The sequence below is a fragment of the Oceanisphaera arctica genome (genome assembly GCF_002936955.1).
GTDB lineage: Bacteria > Pseudomonadota > Gammaproteobacteria > Enterobacterales > Aeromonadaceae > Oceanimonas > Oceanimonas arctica.
On record NZ_MPZM01000051.1, the window covers coordinates 1 to 17,416 of the forward strand.

17 protein-coding genes are annotated in these 17,416 nt (G+C 58.7%); 13 read left to right on the plus strand and 4 right to left on the minus strand.

What is annotated here, in order from left to right; genetic code table 11:
* The 4 genes from coaBC to mscS form a co-directional block, all read left to right on the plus strand.
* A partial coding sequence (gene coaBC / locus UN63_RS14880; RefSeq protein WP_104488020.1) for a bifunctional phosphopantothenoylcysteine decarboxylase/phosphopantothenate--cysteine ligase CoaBC occupies positions 1–830 on the plus strand: 830 nt, incomplete at its 5' end.
* Complete coding sequence (gene dut, locus UN63_RS14885) at positions 814–1,272, plus strand: dUTP diphosphatase (protein WP_104488054.1); 459 nt, start codon at positions 814–816, stop codon at positions 1,270–1,272. The genes coaBC and dut, both read left to right, overlap by 17 nt.
* Positions 1,273–1,289: 17 nt before the next feature.
* The gene (gene slmA, locus UN63_RS14890) at positions 1,290–1,892 is read left to right on the plus strand and encodes a nucleoid occlusion factor SlmA (RefSeq protein ID WP_104488022.1); all 603 of its coding nucleotides are present in this window, start codon (positions 1,290–1,292) and stop codon (positions 1,890–1,892) included.
* Positions 1,893–1,947: 55 nt separating this feature from the next.
* On the plus strand, positions 1,948–2,802 hold the full coding sequence (gene mscS, locus UN63_RS14895) for a small-conductance mechanosensitive channel MscS (RefSeq protein ID WP_104488025.1): 855 nt from the start codon (positions 1,948–1,950) through the stop codon (positions 2,800–2,802).
* Between the two features lie 46 nt (positions 2,803–2,848).
* Here the strand turns inward: mscS and pyrE are convergent, their stop codons facing one another.
* Both pyrE and rph read right to left on the minus strand, forming a co-directional pair.
* A complete protein-coding gene (gene pyrE / locus UN63_RS14900) occupies positions 2,849–3,490 on the minus strand; it encodes an orotate phosphoribosyltransferase (protein ID WP_104488028.1) in 642 nt (213 codons plus the stop codon).
* A 228-nt stretch (positions 3,491–3,718) separates the two neighbouring features.
* Complete coding sequence (gene rph / locus UN63_RS14905; protein ID WP_104488030.1) at positions 3,719–4,441, minus strand: ribonuclease PH; 723 nt, start codon at positions 4,439–4,441, stop codon at positions 3,719–3,721.
* A 156-nt stretch (positions 4,442–4,597) separates the two neighbouring features.
* Here rph and UN63_RS14910 point away from each other — a divergent pair, with 156 nt between their 5' ends.
* Positions 4,598–5,461, plus strand: coding sequence for a YicC/YloC family endoribonuclease (locus tag UN63_RS14910; protein WP_104488033.1), 864 nt, complete (start codon positions 4,598–4,600; stop codon positions 5,459–5,461).
* Between the two features lie 156 nt (positions 5,462–5,617).
* The gene (locus tag UN63_RS14915) at positions 5,618–8,827 is read left to right on the plus strand and encodes a DEAD/DEAH box helicase (RefSeq protein ID WP_104488035.1); all 3,210 of its coding nucleotides are present in this window, start codon (positions 5,618–5,620) and stop codon (positions 8,825–8,827) included.
* Between the two features lie 6 nt (positions 8,828–8,833).
* Here UN63_RS14915 and UN63_RS14920 read toward each other — a convergent pair whose 3' ends face one another.
* On the minus strand, positions 8,834–10,615 hold the full coding sequence (locus tag UN63_RS14920) for a hypothetical protein (protein WP_104488037.1): 1,782 nt from the start codon (positions 10,613–10,615) through the stop codon (positions 8,834–8,836).
* Positions 10,616–10,733: 118 nt separating this feature from the next.
* Between UN63_RS14920 and UN63_RS14925 the strand changes: the two genes are divergently transcribed.
* The 5 genes from UN63_RS14925 (at position 10,734) to UN63_RS14945 (ending at position 16,268) form a co-directional block, all read left to right on the plus strand.
* On the plus strand, positions 10,734–11,522 hold the full coding sequence (locus UN63_RS14925; RefSeq protein WP_104488039.1) for a glycosyltransferase family 32 protein: 789 nt from the start codon (positions 10,734–10,736) through the stop codon (positions 11,520–11,522).
* A gap of 305 nt (positions 11,523–11,827) precedes the next feature.
* A complete protein-coding gene (gene gmk / locus UN63_RS14930; protein ID WP_104488042.1) occupies positions 11,828–12,457 on the plus strand; it encodes a guanylate kinase in 630 nt (209 codons plus the stop codon).
* A gap of 49 nt (positions 12,458–12,506) precedes the next feature.
* Positions 12,507–12,782 carry a DNA-directed RNA polymerase subunit omega gene (gene rpoZ, locus UN63_RS14935; RefSeq protein WP_104488044.1) on the plus strand — a complete coding sequence of 92 codons (276 nt, stop codon included), beginning with the start codon at positions 12,507–12,509 and terminating at the stop codon, positions 12,780–12,782.
* Between the two features lie 100 nt (positions 12,783–12,882).
* Entirely contained in the window at positions 12,883–15,000 is a 2,118-nt protein-coding gene (spoT, locus tag UN63_RS14940) for a bifunctional GTP diphosphokinase/guanosine-3',5'-bis pyrophosphate 3'-pyrophosphohydrolase (protein ID WP_104488047.1), read from the plus strand.
* A gap of 227 nt (positions 15,001–15,227) precedes the next feature.
* Positions 15,228–16,268, plus strand: a complete 1,041-nt coding sequence (locus UN63_RS14945; RefSeq protein WP_104488056.1) for an alpha/beta fold hydrolase — start codon at positions 15,228–15,230, stop codon at positions 16,266–16,268.
* A 13-nt stretch (positions 16,269–16,281) separates the two neighbouring features.
* On the opposite strand, the gene UN63_RS14950 is transcribed toward UN63_RS14945, so the two are convergent.
* Positions 16,282–16,728, minus strand: coding sequence for an EVE domain-containing protein (locus UN63_RS14950; protein ID WP_104488050.1), 447 nt, complete (start codon positions 16,726–16,728; stop codon positions 16,282–16,284).
* A gap of 210 nt (positions 16,729–16,938) precedes the next feature.
* Here UN63_RS14950 and UN63_RS17120 point away from each other — a divergent pair, with 210 nt between their 5' ends.
* Complete coding sequence (locus UN63_RS17120) at positions 16,939–17,139, plus strand: hypothetical protein (RefSeq protein ID WP_104488052.1); 201 nt, start codon at positions 16,939–16,941, stop codon at positions 17,137–17,139.
* Positions 17,140–17,141: 2 nt separating this feature from the next.
* A partial coding sequence (locus UN63_RS14960; protein WP_244905185.1) for an anhydro-N-acetylmuramic acid kinase occupies positions 17,142–17,416 on the plus strand: 275 nt, incomplete at its 3' end.

Consider the following 17,416-nt stretch of genomic DNA (forward strand, 5'->3'; position numbering starts at 1 on the left):
AGATGTACCGCCACCCGGCCACCCAGGACAACCTGGCCACCCTGGCCCGGCGCCAGACCCTGGTGTGGGGTCCGGCCCAGGGTGCCCAGGCCTGTGGCGATATCGGTCCGGGTCGCATGCTGGAGCCGATGGAGCTGGTGGCGTTGATTGAGCGACACTTTGCACCGAAAAAGCAGTCATTGGCCGGTATCAAGCTGATGCTGACCGCCGGCCCCACCCGCGAGGCGCTGGATCCGGTGCGTTTTATTTCGAACCACAGTTCCGGAAAAATGGGCTTCGCACTGGCTGCTGCCGCCGCCGAACTCGGTGCCGAGGTGACCCTGGTCAGCGGCCCGGTTTCATTGGCGACCCCGACAGGTGTGCAACGGTTTGATGTGGAAAGCGCCGCCCAGATGCACAACCGGGTGATGGAGCACATCGACGCCCAGCAGATTTTTATCGCCTGCGCCGCCGTGGCCGACTATGCCCCCAAGACGGTGGCCAGCCATAAAATAAAGAAGACCGCGGCCGATACCATGGTCATCGAACTGACCAAGAATCCGGATATCGTCGCCAATGTGGCGGCGCTGCCGAACAAGCCCTTTACCGTCGGGTTTGCGGCCGAAACCCGGGATGTGGAAAAATACGCCCGAGATAAACTCAGCCGCAAAGGGCTGGATATGATTGCGGCCAACAACGTGGCCAAGGCGGGCCAGGGCTTCAACGCCGACGACAACGCCCTGACCGTATTCTGGCCTGACGGGCAGACCGAATTACCCCTGGCCGGCAAAACCGAGCTGGCCAGACACCTTCTCACCTTAATTGCAGAAAAATATCATGACACCCATTGAGCTGAAAATTCTCGACCCCCGTGTAGGCACCGACTTCCCCCTGCCCGCCTATGCTACACCGGGCTCCGCCGGCCTGGATTTGCGCGCCTGCCTGGACGCACCGCTGGAACTGGCACCGGGTGAAACCAAACTGCTGCCCACAGGTATCGCCATTCATATTGCCGATCCCGGCCTGTGCGCCACCATACTGCCCCGCTCCGGTCTGGGGCATAAACACGGCATCGTACTGGGCAACCTGGTAGGGCTGATTGACTCCGACTACCAGGGACAGTTGATGGTATCCTGCTGGAACCGTGGTACGGAACACTTTACCATTCAGCCGGGTGAGCGTATCGCTCAACTGATGATCCTGCCCGTGGTGCAGGCTCAATTTACGCTCGTTGACGAGTTTGACCAAAGCGAACGGGGAGAAGGCGGTTTTGGCTCTTCCGGTCGCCAATAACCGAGTTAAGTTCGCCTATGGCCAATATTCAAAACAAAAAAAATCGTCGTGAACAAATCTTGCAGGCCCTGGCCCACATGCTGGAAACCAGCCCGGGCCAACGCATCACCACTGCCAAACTGGCGGCCGAGGTGGGGGTATCGGAAGCGGCGCTATACCGTCATTTTCCGAGCAAGGCCCGGATGTTCGAGGGATTAATCGACTTTATCGAAGACACTCTCTTCTCACGCATCAACCTGATCCTGCAGGATGAAAAAGACAGCGCCCTGCGCCTGCGTTACATCATGCAGCTGGTGCTGGGCTTTTGTGAGCGCAACCCGGGCATTACCCGACTGCTGAATGGTGACGCCCTGCAAGGCGAACACGAACGGCTGCTGGCTCGTATCAATCAACTGTTCGACCGACTGGATACCCAGCTCAAGCAGGTAATGCGCGAGCGTCGCCTGTACGAAGGTGAAGGATTCGCCGAAGACGAAAAGGTGCTGGCCAACCTGCTGCTGGCGTATGTGGAAGGGCGTATCAATCAGTACGTTCGCAGTCAGTTCCGCATTAAACCCACTCATCACTTCGACAGCCACTGGCAGCTACTGCAGCCACAACTGGCAGCAGTGACCATCTGAACCACATGGCGTCTGAGCATCCGGCGCCGCCCCAAACACACCAAGAGGCAAGCCGATGGAAACAGAGATTCTCAACGCCGATATACTGAATCAGGCCCAAAGCTGGATTCTGAACAACCAGGAGCTACTGATAAAATATGCGGTGAACATTACCGCCGCCCTGCTGACCCTGATCATCGGCTTCATGGCGGTCGGCATGCTCACCAGCGGCATGAACCGGGTAATGAAGGCGCGCAAGGTAGACAACACCATCTCCGACTTCGTCACCAGCCTGCTCAAATACGGCCTGCTGGCATTCATCATCATCGCCGCCCTCAGCCGGGTCGGGGTGCAAACCGCCTCCTTCGTCGCCATCGTCGGTGCCGCCGGTCTGGCCGTGGGCCTGGCACTGCAAGGCTCCCTGTCCAACTTTGCCGCCGGTGTGATGCTGATTGGCTTTCGTTTCTTCAAGGCCGGTGATTATGTGGAAGCGGGCGGCACCGCCGGTACCGTGCAGTCAGTACAGATCTTCACCACCATACTGATGACACCGGACAACCGAATGATAGTGGTGCCCAACGGCAAGATCCTGAACGACAACATCATCAACTATTCCAAAGAGAAAACTCGCCGGCTCGATCTGGTGATCGGCGTGTCTTACAGCGCCGATCTGAAGCTGACCAAGGAGGTGCTGACCCGCATCATCAGCGAAGATCCCCGGGTACTGCAAGATCCCAGCTGTCGCATCGCGGTCAGCGACCTGGGCGCTTCCTCCGTGGACTTTATCGTGCGCCCCTGGGTCAAGGCCGAAGACTACTGGAACCTGAAGTTCGATCTGCTGGAGAAGATCAAGAACGAACTGGACGCCAACGACATCGGCATCCCCTTCCCGCAGATGGATGTGCACTTGTTCAGGGAAGACAAGGCCTGAGTCCTGTCTCATCAATAAAAAAGCCGCTGAACGCGGCTTTTTTTATTTAGATTCCGTACTGCTCCCGGTAGGCCCGTACCCGCTCCAGATGCTCGGTCATGCCCGGCTGCTCGGCGAGGTATTCAATCAAGTCGGCCAGGGTGATGATGGCAGTCACCTCGGCATTATAATCCCGCTCCACTTCCTGAATGGCGGACAGTTCGCCCTTGCCTTTTTCCTGGCGGTCCAGAGCAATCAGCACTCCGGCCAGTTCGGCGCCGTTGGCCTGAATGATGTCCATCGACTCGCGAATGGCGGTGCCGGCGGTGATCACGTCGTCCACCAGCATAATGCGGCCAACCAGCGGACTGCCCACCAGGTTGCCACCTTCACCGTGAGTCTTGGCTTCCTTGCGGTTGAAGCAGTAGGGCACGTCCTGATCGTGCACTTCCGCCAGCTGCACCGCGGTGGCGCTGGCGATGGGAATGCCCTTGTAGGCCGGACCGAACAGCACATCGTACTGAGTATTGGCATCAACCAGGGCGGCAGCATAGAAACGGCCCAGACGAGCCAGATCACGGCCGCTGCTGAACAGGCCGGCATTGAAGAAGTAGGGGCTCTTGCGCCCGGATTTCAGGGTGAATTCGCCAAATTTAAGCACCTCTTTGGCCATGGCAAATTCGATAAAGTCACGCTGGTAGGCTTTCATTGGTTGTACTTCTCCAAATGATATTTGGTTTGGAAAATATCGGTTGCCACCGTGCAAGGCAGCATTAACTGAGAGAACTGGGAATGTCCTTAATCGTGGAAAGTCGGTAAAAGGGCTCACTCCGCTGGCTCGCCGTAAACCCATCCATGGGGGCTCAGCTGCGCCATCCTTGGCGCAGATGGCCAGCCGAGCGAATCCCTTTTACCGCCCACTCATCTACAGGCGTTTTTAGCCTTCAATCGCCCGACGCTGGTGCTCCACCAGCTCGTCGATAGACTTGCGGGCCAGGGCCAGCATGGCCAGCAGCTGCTCGTGGCTGAAGGGTTCGCCTTCGGCGGTGCCCTGAACTTCTATCATGTTGCCTTCGGCGGTCATCACCACGTTCATGTCGGTTTCGGCGGTGGAGTCTTCGGTATATTCCAGATCCGATACCGCCAGACCGTCAACCATACCCACGGAGATGGCGGCCACCAGGGTCTTGAGCGGGTTGGTGGCAATCATGCCCTGTTCCTTCATCCAGGTCAGCGCATGAGCCAGCGCCACGCAGGCACCAGTAATAGCCGCGGTGCGGGTACCACCATCGGCCTGGATCACGTCGCAATCCACGGTAATGGTGTACTCACCCAGCTTGTTCAGATCCATGGCCGCGCGCAGCGAACGGCCGATAAGACGCTGAATTTCCATGGTGCGACCGCCCTGCTTACCCTTGGCCGCCTCACGATGCATGCGGCTGTGAGTCGAACGCGGCAGCATGCCGTATTCCGCCGTCACCCAGCCCTGGCCCTTGCCACGCAAGAAACGCGGTACGCCCTTTTCTACCGATGCGGTGCACAGCACCTTGGTATGACCGAATTCCACCAACACCGAGCCTTCGGCATGACGGGTATAATTGGAAGTGATGGTAACGGGTCGTATTTCATCGACCGCGCGTCCGCAGGCTCGTGTAGACATGGCATTCTCCAATAGGAATAAAATCGCGCCGCCCGGCGGGCGAAACGCCGCCATTATAGAGAAACTGGCCGGCCATTGCATGCGGCCAGCCATTGGCGGAAGCGGCGGCCTGTGTCAGACTTGACCGATTAACGTGCAACACAGAATGGGAATCACATGATCCACAGCATGACCGCCTACGCCCGGCAGGAATTCAAGCAAGACTGGGGCACCGCAGTATGGGAAATCCGCTCGGTCAACCAGCGCTATCTGGAAACCTATACCCGGCTGCCCGAGCAGTTCCGCAGCCTGGAGCCACTGGTGCGCGAAAAACTGCGTGCCCGCCTGCAACGGGGCAAGGTGGAATGCGGCCTGCGCTTCGAGTCCAATCTGGCCAACCAGGGTCAGCTGCAAATGAACAAGCCGCTGGCCGAACAGCTGATCGAGGGCGCCACCTGGGTGATGGAAAAAGCCGGTCAGGGCAGCCTGAACCCGGTTGACATTCTGCGCTGGCCGGGCGTGATGGAAGCCCAGGCACAGGATATGGACGCCCTCAGCAATCAGCTGATGGCCTGCCTGGACAAGGTAGTCGACGACTTCCTCGCCGCCCGCGCCAGCGAAGGCGACAAGCTGAAAGAGCTGATCGAACAGCGCCTTACCGGCATCGATCAGGAAGTGACCAAGGTCAAGACAGAGATGCCCGCCATCATGGCCTGGCAGCGCCAGCGCCTGCAGGACAGATTTGAAGAAGCCAAAATCGAACTGGAGCCCCAGCGCCTGGAGCAGGAAATGGTGCTGCTGGCCCAGAAAGTGGACGTGGCCGAAGAGCTGGACCGCCTGGTCACCCACATCGGCGAGACCCGCAAGATCCTGAAAAAAGGCGGCGCCTGTGGCCGACGGCTGGACTTCATGATGCAAGAGTTCAACCGCGAGTCCAACACCTTGGGCTCCAAGTCGATCAGCACCGACATCACCAACTCGGCGGTCGAACTCAAGGTGCTTATCGAGCAGATGAGAGAGCAAATTCAGAATATCGAGTAATGTTCACACTGATTCGTTGATACACAAAGCCCTGACTCGTCAGGGCTTTTTTATTACCGATCCCGCTATCTACCCAGCCTCCGTTTGTCTGCCGCCTGCCGCCGTATTAAAGTAATCGCCGACCTTTAATCCAGATCAGCATCAGAGCAGCGACCAATGCACTTCACCCTCGACGACATCCAGCAACTGACCGACCCCGCGGCCTTCAAGCGGGGCGAAGCCTACTTTCGCCAGAACAAGGTGATATTTTCCAATCTGGACGAAGTGCATGAGCAGATTATTGCCGAGGTACGGGGCACAGAGCCTTACCCCTATGAAGTGTTCCTGTTCTGGGAAGGCGATACGCTGACCTCGGACTGCAGTTGCCCGGTGGGATACAACTGCAAACACGGGGTGGCGGCGGGGATGCAGTGGCTGAGCAAAGCGAAGGCACCGGGCAACGCAAAGTCACCGAACAACACGAAGGCACCGGACAAGGCAAAAGCATCGGACAAGGCCCCCGGCAAATCATCGTTGACGCAGTGGCTGGCGGCCCTGCCGACCGACACGGCGCCGGACACAGGTACGACCGAGCTGCAACCGGCTCGGCATTACCTGCTGTATCGGCTGGAACACCATCAGGGCCAGTTTGTACTGGCGTTGTACAAAAGCTATCTGAAAAAAGACGGCAGCTGGGGCCAGCAAAAATCCTATTATGTGAATGCTTATCACCTGTCATGGGATACGCCGGACTTTTACCTGCCGGAAGACCTCATCACCCTGAAGCAACTGCCTGCATTGACATACAACAGTGCCATGCTTTCCCTTCAGGGGGAGGACGGTTATCTGGCGCTGACCCGCTTGTTAAGCAGCCAGCGTTTAATGCCGGTATTTGGCAATCAACCATTACAGCAAGCCGAGCCACGCGCCTTGAATTGGGCGTGGCAAGAGACCAACGCCGGCCAGCAGCTGGTTGCCAGACTGGATGGGTTAACCGACTGGCAGCTACTTGCCGTTAACCCACCCTGCTATCTGAACAGGAAAAAAGCGATTATTGGTGACATTATCACCCCCCTCAGCAGTGATCGGATTGCTCATCTGTGCGACATGCCACCGGTTCCCAAAGAGCAAATGGCCATCACCGCCGCCCACCTGCGCCGGGCGTTTACTCCCGAGCAGCTGCCGCTGGAACAGGAGCCGGAGCTTGTCACCGCCGATACCCCAATTCCGCACCTGACTCTGACGATGGCACAAACACAGGAGGGGTTGCCGCAACCCGGGGCGCAGCTGCATTTCGAGTATTCTGGTATCGTCCAGCGCCCCTGCTATTTTTCCAATTTTCCCGAACAGGCACAGATCCATGATCATGGCGGCCACCAGTACCTGGTTAAACGGAATAAAGCGGCCGAAAACGGCTACTGCGATCAGCTGTACGATCTGGGTCTTTGGCCGAGCGCCGAGCTGGACGAACTCTGGACGCCGGATACCCATGATGACATCCAGATCGTGCGCCAATGGCAGGCACTGCTGGAGCAGGACGTTCCCGAACTGGAACGTCAGGGCTGGCGCATCGGCAAGGCACCGGATTACCGGTTCGAGATACACGACGCCCGCTTCGATATAGAACTGCAAGACCAGCACAGCGGCTGGTTCGATTTCTCGCTCGGGCTGCAGCTGGGCGACACCAAACTCGACACCATGGAGGTGATCGGCGCCTGGCTGCAGGCCGACATGCCGGCCGAACTGCTGCTGCCGGTCGGCGACGACTGGCTGCGGGTAGATACCCAGCCGTTATGGACCCTGCGCGATTTGCTGATGGAGCTGTTCGACCAGAGCCGGCTCAATCAGCCCGTGACCCTGCCCGGATTTCAGGCGGCGCAACTGCAGGGCCTGGAGCTGGACGCTCGTCAGGCGCCGCTAACCCGGGCCATGATGGCGCAGCTGCAGAACTTCACCGGCCTGCAGCCGGTACCGGTACCGGCCGGGCTGCGCGCCGAGCTACGTCCCTATCAACAGCAGGGGCTGAACTGGCTGGGCTTCCTGCATCGTTACGGCCTTGGCGGCATCCTCGCCGACGACATGGGGCTGGGCAAGACGCTGCAGGCCCTGGCGCTGATCCAGCATCTCAAGGAAACCGACCAGCTGCAGCAACCGGCCATGATACTGGCGCCCACCAGCCTGGTCGGCAACTGGCAGCACGAGGCCAGCCGCTTTACGCCCGACCTCAGAGTACTGATCATCCACGGCCCCCAGCGGCACGCCGCCTTCGAGCAGATCGACGACCATGACCTGGTGATCACCACCTATCCGCTGCTGCTGCGAGACAGCGAACACTACGCACAGCAACACTTCGGCGTGCTGGTACTGGATGAAGCCCAGGCCATCAAGAACCCCATCACCAAGGTCGCCCAACGGGTGCGCGAGCTCAAGGGTGGTTTGCGCCTGTGCCTGAGCGGTACGCCGCTGGAAAATCACCTCGGCGAGCTGTGGGCGCTGATGGACTTCGTGCTGCCCGGCCTGCTCGGTGGCCGCAGCCGTTTCAACCGCAACTATCGCCAGCCCATCGAAACCGATGGCAACCGGCAGCGTCAGCAGGAGCTGGGCCAGCGGCTGGCACCCTTTATGCTACGCCGCACCAAGGCCGAGGTGGTAAAAGAGCTGCCGGAAAAAACCGAAATCACCCAGTATGTGGAGCTGCAGGGCAAACAACGGGCGCTGTACGAAAGTATCCGGGTCAGCATGGAAAAGCGGCTGCGCACCCTGGTTGCCCAGAAGGGCATGGCCCGCAGCCACATCGAGTTTCTCGATGCCCTGCTCAAGTTGCGTCAGGCCTGTATCGACCCTCGACTGGTCAAGCTGGAAAAAGCCGCCGACATCAAGGAGCATGCCAAGCTGGACTGGCTGTCAGATGCCCTGCCCCGGATGCTGGAAGAAGGTCGTCATATTCTGGTGTTTTCCCAGTTTACCGAGGTGCTGGGCCTGATCGAAGCCGATCTCAAGCAGCAGAATATTTCCTATAGCAAACTCACCGGCAAAACCCGCAAGCGCCAGGAGGCCATAAATCGCTTTCAGCAAGGTGAAGCTCGGATATTTCTGATCAGCCTCAAGGCAGGTGGCAGCGGCCTCAACCTGACGGCGGCCGACGTAGTCATCCATGTGGATCCCTGGTGGAACCCGGCGGTGGAAAATCAAGCCACCGACCGGGCCCATCGTATCGGGCAGGACAAGCCGGTATTCGTGTACAAACTGGTGGCCGCCGATACAGTGGAAGAGCGCATCCAGCAGATGCAGCAACAAAAACAGGCGCTGGCCGATGCCCTGTTCAGCGACGCCGGCAGCGCCGGCCTGCCTTCGGATGCCGACAGCCTGCTGGCGCTGCTGAGCTGAACCTGGTTATCCCGCCGCCATACCATAACCGGCCTGATGCAGGGCCCGGCGGAAGTCCTGCTCCCGACGGGGCTCAACCAACAAGCGGTTATCGCCCGCCGCCTGACACAGATTTGCAGTTAACGGATGGGCGGCAATGGCTGTCGCCGTCTGCTCGTCCCGGCAGTACAGCAGCATCACCGTGCCTGCCGGAGTCACCGCTCGGGCATTGGCTTCGCAGCTTGCCAACAGTTGCTCACTGTCTTGCGGCAAAAAGGGCTGGGGATCTCGCTTGTTAATAAAGTCGCGCAGCGGCGCCAGGCTGCCGCCATTTTCCAGCAGGGTCAGCATTTTCTCCTGCGACAGCCGCCAACCATGTTCGTCCGGGCCATCCGCATAGCCTTCTATCAGCAACAGCTCGGCCTCGCTCGGCGGTTGGTTGAAATGCAGTCGATAACCTTTTTGTATGGTCAGAGGCGTTTGCCGGCTGGCCGACGGATCCTCATAGTCTCTGGTCAGCCCCAGACAATAGGCACCAAACGCATTCAGCCGCACATAAAGCAGGCCGTCGTACCGGCTCAGGCATTCAAGGTCATCGGCACCCCACATAAAGTCGTAGTCGGGATCCGGCTGCTGGGGCGGCGCCAGCACCACATCTATCAGCCCCAGGGTGGCTGCATATTCCAGCAGCACGCAGCGCAAATATCGCCCCTGCAATACCTCCCATTCGGCATGGTAAAGGGTGCCGTAATGGCGCTCGTAAATATAAAGGGTGCTGACATCCTCGGTAATCTCGAATTCATGGCCGCCGGTCAGCATAAAACGGGAAAAGGCCGGATAGGAAACCCAACCGCCGGCCGGACTTTCGGTCAGGGCCGCCGCCATCGCATGCCGGCGATCAGGCACTGGCGTCAGGCTCTGTGCGCCCTTGCCAGTCTGTCCCTTGATAATCTCGATGCGGGAAAACTCGTCCAGCACCTGGCTATCCAGCCAATCCAGCCACAATTGCCTCTGGGTCTGATGCAGCGGAGCCGACAGTTGCTTAAGCCCCTCGGCAGTCAGCACCAGCCGGCCGGCTTTTCGCTGTACCCAGCGTGAGGCCTGCAACAGCATGATCCAGCCAAAGGCCTTGATATGAGCAACACCCGGGGCATCTTCACAGGGATCGTCCGGATAATACTCCTCCAACCGGGTCGAGATTTTTTGCAGCAGCGCCTTGCCTGGCAGCCCGGTTTTATCGCTGACCTTGATCTCCCCCTCCTGCAGCAATACCAGCATCAGCCGCAACTCTCTTGCTGCCGCTCGCTCCCGTGCCACTATCACCGTATTGGCGGGCAGCGGGGTTGGCAACTCATCGGGCAGTAACCTCGCTGGTTCCGGTGGCGACACCACCGATTTGAGCCGCTCCTGAAGCCAGTCCGGAATGCGCTGCCCACTCTGGTAGCGTCCCGGCGGATAGAAAAACCACCCCAGTTTATATTGCTCGGCCGAGGTATGGTAAAAGTGATAACGCTCGGTAAACCAGGCCGGCAAACTGCCAAATTCGGCGGCAAAACGGCGCTCGTCAAACCAGCCGTCGCTGCAGTAAAGACTGGTGCGTACTGCTTGCTGTTCCAGCGACGAAAGGGACTGCCACACAAGTTCCAGCCCGCTGCCGGACAGCCACGACTTCATCCCGCTTATCAGCTCCGCCTTGCGGGCCGGTGCCGTGCCGGCGGCCCGACATGACTTGAATCGGGGCTTGAGTTGATCCACGGTCAGCTGATTCAGAATATCCAGAAAAGCCTGGTCATTATTATTGGCCGGCACGGGAAGCTCCTTTTAGTGGGGGTTATGCTATCTTTGTGGACCGTCAGAGGTCGGTCTGCAGGCCGGACATGCTAAAATAAATCGGGTTTTAACTCCACGACTTGCCACAGGAGCTCCAGTGACGGCGCATATACTAGTAACCAGCCGGTTGATCAAACTCTTTGCCAATATTACCAAGGTGCTGAGCTACGGCTTTCATGCCCTGCTACCCAACAAACGTTTCACCCTGCCGGAACGCTCCGGCGCCTTGCTGAGGGGAGAAGACAGGCCTATTCCCCGCATCATCTGGCAGACCAATTACACCAACAAGGCCACGCTGCCGGTGTATCTCAACTATCTGTTCAACCGGATCATTTCGCCGACCTTCGAGTATCGTTTCATGATCACCGAGGCCCGGGCCGAATTCATCAGGGACAACTATTCACCGGAGATATTCGAGGCCTACTCACGGCTGCAGATCGGGGCCGCTCAGGCGGATTTCTGGCGGCTGCTGGTGCTGCAAAAACATGGTGGTGTGTATCTGGATATCGACGCCCATGCGGTATGGCCGCTTGGCTATATCATCAAGCCGGAGCACCAAGAGCTGTATATCATTCGTCAGAACAACGAGCTGACCAACTACTTCATAGCCAGCAAGCCCGACAACCCCAACCTGGCCCGGTTGATCGAGCAAGTGCTGACCAATATTCAGGAAAACCAGATTGAAGGGGTGTACAACATGACAGGCCCAGGCGTGTTCAATCAGGTGCTGGATTATCAAAAAGTACCTACTACCTTCTATCGCACCACCTGCAACCAGGGCAGCTTTACCAACGAGCATTTTCAGTACATCGACAAGCCTCAGGGCAAGTGGACCAAGGAACAGCACAAGGTTGATGTGGTCCGGAAAAATCCTCCGGAAAGCTGAATGCTCCGGTGAAGCCGTTGCATCTCGTTCAGAGGCAATGGTGATGTCGGTATCCTTCACCCTGAATAATAACTCGGTTTTTACGAGGTTTTTATCAGGTAAAAACTGATAGAGCCGAAGCGGCCCGCTGATCATAATGCAATTTGCGTGGAGGGCACTTCCGCAGCAAGCTATAGTTACCTTTGACTGGTCGTTGTATTTACAACGGCCATTTTTTTATCTGTCGTCTTCTGGTAAGCTTTGCCGCCCTTGGTTCCAGCCCCATGCTCGGCGCTGGCAGATAACCCCAGAACGGGCACGACATTATGGCGCACATCGGTACCTTATTTATTATTTCTTCCCCCAGCGGCGCAGGCAAATCCAGCCTGATCCAGGCGCTGTTGGAACGCCCCAGCGCCGACGGCAAGCTGCAGGTTTCCGTCTCTCATACCACCAGAGCCACGCGCCCGGGTGAAGTTGACGGTGTACATTATCACTTTGTGGACCAGCCTCAGTTCAAGGCGCTGATCGATCGCGGTGCCTTTTACGAGTGGGCCGAAGTGTTCGGCAACTACTACGGCACCTCGCGCGAGTGGATCGATGCCCAGTTGGCAAAAGGTATCGATATTCTGCTGGATATCGACTGGCAGGGCGCCCGCCAGATCCGCGCCCAGTCTCCCAGCGCCAAATCCATCTTTATTCTGCCGCCCAGCCGGAAAGAGCTGGAACGCCGGCTGAATGCGCGTCAGCAAGACAGCGCCGAGGTCATCCAGGGCCGCATGGACAAGGCTGTGTCGGAAATGTCCCACTACGACGAATACGACTATCTGCTGGTCAACGACAATTTCGACCATGCGTTGAACCAGCTCAGCTCCATTATCGAAGCCGAGCGTGCCAACAGTGGCAAGCAGGCGATACGTTTCCAGGACTTGCTTTCCGGACTACTGGCGGAATAAGCTAAGATCCATTAGAATTTTGCACCTTTTTTAATCATTGGAGTCCATTATGGCACGCGTTACTGTTGAAGATGCTGTTGAGCAGGTAGGCAACCGTTTTGATCTGGTTCTGGTTGCTTCCCGTCGCGCCCGCCAACTGGCCACCCAAGGCAAGGATCCGCTGGTCGCCCCGGAAAACGACAAGCCGACCGTTATCGCCCTGCGGGAAATAGAACAAGGCCTGGTTAACCATGCGGTGATGGATGTACAGGATCGCCAGGAGCAGCAGGAAATGGAAGCTGCCGAACTGGCTGCCGTTGCCGCCATCGCCGAAGGCCGCATCTAAATCCGGTGTGTCCTCCAGCCTGTGCCGGCCGGCCCGTTCCAGTCTGAACGGGCCTTGCCTCTGAATTGCGTATAATCGGCATCGACTGTCGGGGTATTAATTGTATCTATTTGAATCTCTCAAGGAGCTTGCCACCAGTTACCTGCCGGCTGAGCAGGTGGAGCAGCTAAAGGTCGCCTACGTGGTGGCCCGGGACGCCCACCAGGGGCAGACCCGCTCCAGCGGCGAACCCTATATCACCCATCCGGTGGCGGTGGCGCGCATTCTGGGAGAGATGCACCTCGATCACGAAACCCTGATGGCCGCCTTGCTGCACGACGTCATCGAAGATACCCCGGTCACCAAAACCATGCTCGAACAACAGTTCGGCACGGCGGTGGCCGAACTCGTTGAAGGCGTTTCCAAACTCGACAAGCTCAAGTTCCGGGATCGCAAAGAAGCCCAGACCGAAAACTTCCGCAAGATGGTATTGGCCATGACCCAGGATATCCGGGTCATACTGATCAAGCTGGCCGACCGCACCCATAATATGCGTACCCTGGGCGCCCTGCGTCCGGACAAACGCCGCCGCATCGCCCGCGAAACCCTCGAAATTCATGCGCCCATCGCCAACCGACTGGGCATTCACAGCATCAAGAACGAGCTGGAAGAGCTGGGGCTGGAAGCGCTCTACCCCATGCGCACCCGGGTGCTGCGCGAATCGGTACGCCGAGCCAGAGGCAACCGGCGCGAAATCATCCAGTCGATTCTGGAAGAGGTCAGTGGCCGGCTGGACGACTCCCGCATCGAAGCTCAGGTCAAGGGTCGGGAAAAGAACCTGTTCTCCATCTACAACAAGATGGTGAAGAAAGAGCTGCAGTTCCATGAAGTCATGGATATCTATGCCTTTCGGGTCATCGTAAAAGACATCGATACCTGCTATCGGGTGCTCGGCCAGATGCACACCCTGTACAAGCCGCGCCCGGGTCGCTTCAAAGACTACATCGCCATTCCCAAGACCAACGGTTATCAATCGCTGCACACCTCGCTGGTGGGGCCGCACGGCGTGCCGGTGGAGGTGCAGATCCGTACCGAATACATGGATCAGATGGCCGATAAAGGGGTCGCGGCTCACTGGGCCTACAAGCAGGACCAGGAGCGTTCCGACACCACGGCTCAGGTACGTGCCCAGCGCTGGATGCAAAGTCTGCTCGAACTGCAGCAGAGCGCCGGCTCCTCGTTCGAGTTTATCGAAGGGGTAAAAACCGATCTGTTCCCGGATGAAATCTACGTTTTCACCCCGGAAGGCCGAATCTTGGAGCTGCCCTCTGGTGCCACCCCGGTCGACTTCGCCTATGCGGTGCACACCGACATCGGCCATGCCTGCGTCGGCGCCCGGGTCGACCGCCAGCCGTTCCCGCTCAGCCAGCCGCTGCACTCGGGACAGACCATCGAAATCATCACCGCACCCAGCGCCCGCCCCAATGCGGCCTGGCTCAACTTCGTGGTGACCTCGCGCGCCCGCACCAAGATCCGTCAGTTCCTCAAGAACCTGCGTACCGAAGAGTCGGTGCTGCTGGGCAAGCGGCTGCTGAATCATGCATTGGGCGCCAAAAACCTGGAAGACATTCCGGCCGATCGTATCGAACAGGTACTGAAAGACACCAAACATGGTTCGATCAATAGTCTGCTGGCGGATATCGGTCTGGGTAATGCCATGAGCGTGGTGATGGCCCGCCGCCTGCTGAGCAAGCCGGACGAGATGCCGACAGAACGATCCAAGGCCATGAAGAAGATGCCGATCCGTGGCGCCGACGACATGCTGCTCAACTTCGCCAACTGCTGTCGCCCGATTCCCGGCGACCCCATCGTCGCCCATATCAGCCCCGGCCGTGGGCTGGTGGTGCATCTGGAATCGTGCAAGAACATCCGTGGCTACAGCAAGGAACCAGACAAGTACCTGCCGGTGCAGTGGGACATGGAGCAAGATTTCGATTTCGAATTCAAGACCGAAATCGGTATCGAGCTCATCAACCACCAGGGCGCCCTGGCCGAGCTGGCCAATGTTATTGCCGCCACCGGTGCCAATATTCACAGCATCGCCACCGAAGAAAAGGACGGCCGGGTCTACGTGGTCGAGTTGCTGATCACCACCAAGAGCCGTATCCATCTGGCCAACATCATGCGCAAGATCCGGGTTACCCCCAACGTGCTCAAGGTCTATCGGTTGCGGAAGTAAATCCGGTGAGGGGGAAAGCGTGAGGGGTGAAAAGTCAAAGCCCCTCACGCCTCACGCCTCACGCCTCACGCCTCACGCCTCACGCCTCACGCCTCACGCCTCACGCCTCACGCCTCACGCCTCACGCCTCACGCCTCACGCCTCACGCCAGGCATTGTGTAATCCCCCGTCCTTTCACGCTACACTGCTACTCACCTTGTCCAATAGCGAACCGCCCGGAGCCATCTATGCTCGCTCGCCTGTTCCTGATCGGGATTTTCCTGCTTATGAATACCGCCATCGCCGCCCCTCGTCTGATCACCGAAGCCGAACTCAGCGATCTGGGTCAGTCCGGGCTGAATGCCTTCTGGCAACGGCAGGCGGAACAGGGCCACTTCGTCGGCACCGATGGCCTGGAATTACCCTACGCCAGTCTGAGCCGCCCCGAGCACCAAAAAGCCATCGTGCTGGTCAATGGCCGTACCGAAAGCTATCTCAAGTACCAGGAGCTGGCCTTTGATCTGTTCAACAACGGTTATAACGTTTATCTCTATGATCACCGTGGTCAGGGTCTGGCGCCCCGGCTGCTGCAGGATCCGCTGATGGGCTACGTGGCAGACTTTGACGACTACGTGCAGGATCTGGAGCAGTTTATGCAGCAGGTGGTGTTACTGGAGCCGGTAGACAGCCTCTATTTGCTGTCCCACTCCATGGGTGGCACCATTTCGGCGCTGTGGCTGAGCGAAACCCAGGTTCGACTGCAGGCGGCGGCGCTGTCGTCACCCATGATGGGCATTTACCTCGGGCCTATGCCGCGCTGGCTGGTCGACGGCCTGCTCGGCGCACTCGATACCGGTTGCCACTGGCTGGGCCACGAGGCCTGCTACGCCCCCGGTCAGGGCGGTGGCTATGTGGAAGTGCCCTTCAAAGACAACGACCTGACCCACAGCGAAGCGCGTTACAAGCTGTTTCGCGATCTGTATCGGCAACGGCCCGAATTACAGCTGGGCGGCGCCAGCCTGCACTGGCTGCAACAGTCACTGCAGGCCGGCGACAGCGCCATCGCCAAGGCGGGCCGTATTACCACCCCCTTGCTGGTGTTACAGGCCGGTAACGATGTGGTGGTGGACAACAGAGCCCAGAACCGCTTCTGCCAGGCCCTCGCACATTGCCATGGCGGGGCACCACAGGTCATCAAGAAGGCATCCCACGAGCTGTTTATCGAACGGGATCGTCAGCGCCAGCAGGCACTGGAAGCCGCGCTGTCGTTCTTTGAACAGTACCCCTGAGGCGACTCGCCACTCACACCATTGCCAGGATGGCCTGCCTCTCGGCCTCGCTCACCGGCATCACCGACAGCCGGCTGCCCTTCTGCACCAACGGCAGCCCGCTTAACGCCGGGTTGGCCTTGAGCGCGGCCAGCGGCAACAAGGGCAGATGGCGCTCGTAGCTCAGCTCCACCGCATACCAGCGGGGTTGTTCCGGGTTGGATTTATCATCGAAGTAGGGGCTAGTCGGGTCGAAGGCGAACGGGTCGGGAAAACCGGCGCGCTCCACCTTGCCGATACCGGCGATGCCTACCTGTTTGCAGCTGGAATGATAAATGAAGACCCTATCCCCCACCTGCACCTCGTCACGCAGAAAGTTACGGGCCTGATAGTTGCGCACTCCTTCCCACAGGGTGTTGGCCCGCGCCAGGTCGTCGATGGAAAAGGTATCGGGCTCGGTTTTGAACAGCCAGTAGGCCATGGTATTCCCTCGTTATTTATTTTGTGGCGTCATGCTGGCAGCCGGTGGCCGGCTGTGGCAACCTTGTTTGATAATCCGTAGCTTGATAACTCATAGTTTGACAGCAAATATTATCCTGTTGACCTTCCGCACCAGCAATACCGAAGTCAGCCAGAATGGGTCGACCATATCCACCACCTGCCACCGTCCTCTTTCATGGAGCAATACCCGATGTACACAACCACCCTGCGCAAGCCGCTATGGCTTGGCCTGACGCTGGCCCTGACCGCCTGTGGCGGTACCCCCGATGTGCCGCCGCCAGCTCCCGAGCCTGTGCCGGTGGTGGAAGTAGAACCCGAGCCGCAACCATTCGAAAACGAGGTGATCAGCGTACCGGTCAGCCCGGTGCAAACCGTGCCGAGCAGCTGGTAACCATGGAGCTCTTTATCGGTATCATGTCAGGCACCAGCCTGGACGGCATCGATGCCGTGCTGGTAGAAACCGATGGCGATCGTGTCACACTGCTGGCCCGCACCAACAGCCCCTTCGAGCCGACCCTGCGCCACCGACTGCTGACCCTGGCCGGTGGCGGTGCCGTCACGGCCCGGCAATGGGGCGAGCTGGACACCGAACTGGGCCAGGCCTATGCCGCCGTTACCACGAAATTGCTGCGCGAGTCGGGCCACAGCGCCGGGCAAATCCGCGCCAT

Coding starts and splice junctions, on each gene's coding strand:
- mscS (WP_104488025.1), top strand. CDS start 1,948: ATGGAAACAGAGATTCTCAACGCCGATATACTGAATCAGGCCCAAAGC.
- pyrE (WP_104488028.1), bottom strand. CDS start 3,490: ATGAAAGCCTACCAGCGTGACTTTATCGAATTTGCCATGGCCAAAGAG.
- UN63_RS14915 (WP_104488035.1), top strand. CDS start 5,618: ATGCACTTCACCCTCGACGACATCCAGCAACTGACCGACCCCGCGGCC.
- UN63_RS14950 (WP_104488050.1), bottom strand. CDS start 16,728: ATGGCCTACTGGCTGTTCAAAACCGAGCCCGATACCTTTTCCATCGAC.
- UN63_RS14910 (WP_104488033.1), top strand. CDS start 4,598: ATGATCCACAGCATGACCGCCTACGCCCGGCAGGAATTCAAGCAAGAC.
- gmk (WP_104488042.1), top strand. CDS start 11,828: ATGGCGCACATCGGTACCTTATTTATTATTTCTTCCCCCAGCGGCGCA.
- rph (WP_104488030.1), bottom strand. CDS start 4,441: ATGTCTACACGAGCCTGCGGACGCGCGGTCGATGAAATACGACCCGTT.
- UN63_RS14945 (WP_104488056.1), top strand. CDS start 15,228: ATGCTCGCTCGCCTGTTCCTGATCGGGATTTTCCTGCTTATGAATACC.
- slmA (WP_104488022.1), top strand. CDS start 1,290: ATGGCCAATATTCAAAACAAAAAAAATCGTCGTGAACAAATCTTGCAG.
- rpoZ (WP_104488044.1), top strand. CDS start 12,507: ATGGCACGCGTTACTGTTGAAGATGCTGTTGAGCAGGTAGGCAACCGT.
- UN63_RS17120 (WP_104488052.1), top strand. CDS start 16,939: ATGTACACAACCACCCTGCGCAAGCCGCTATGGCTTGGCCTGACGCTG.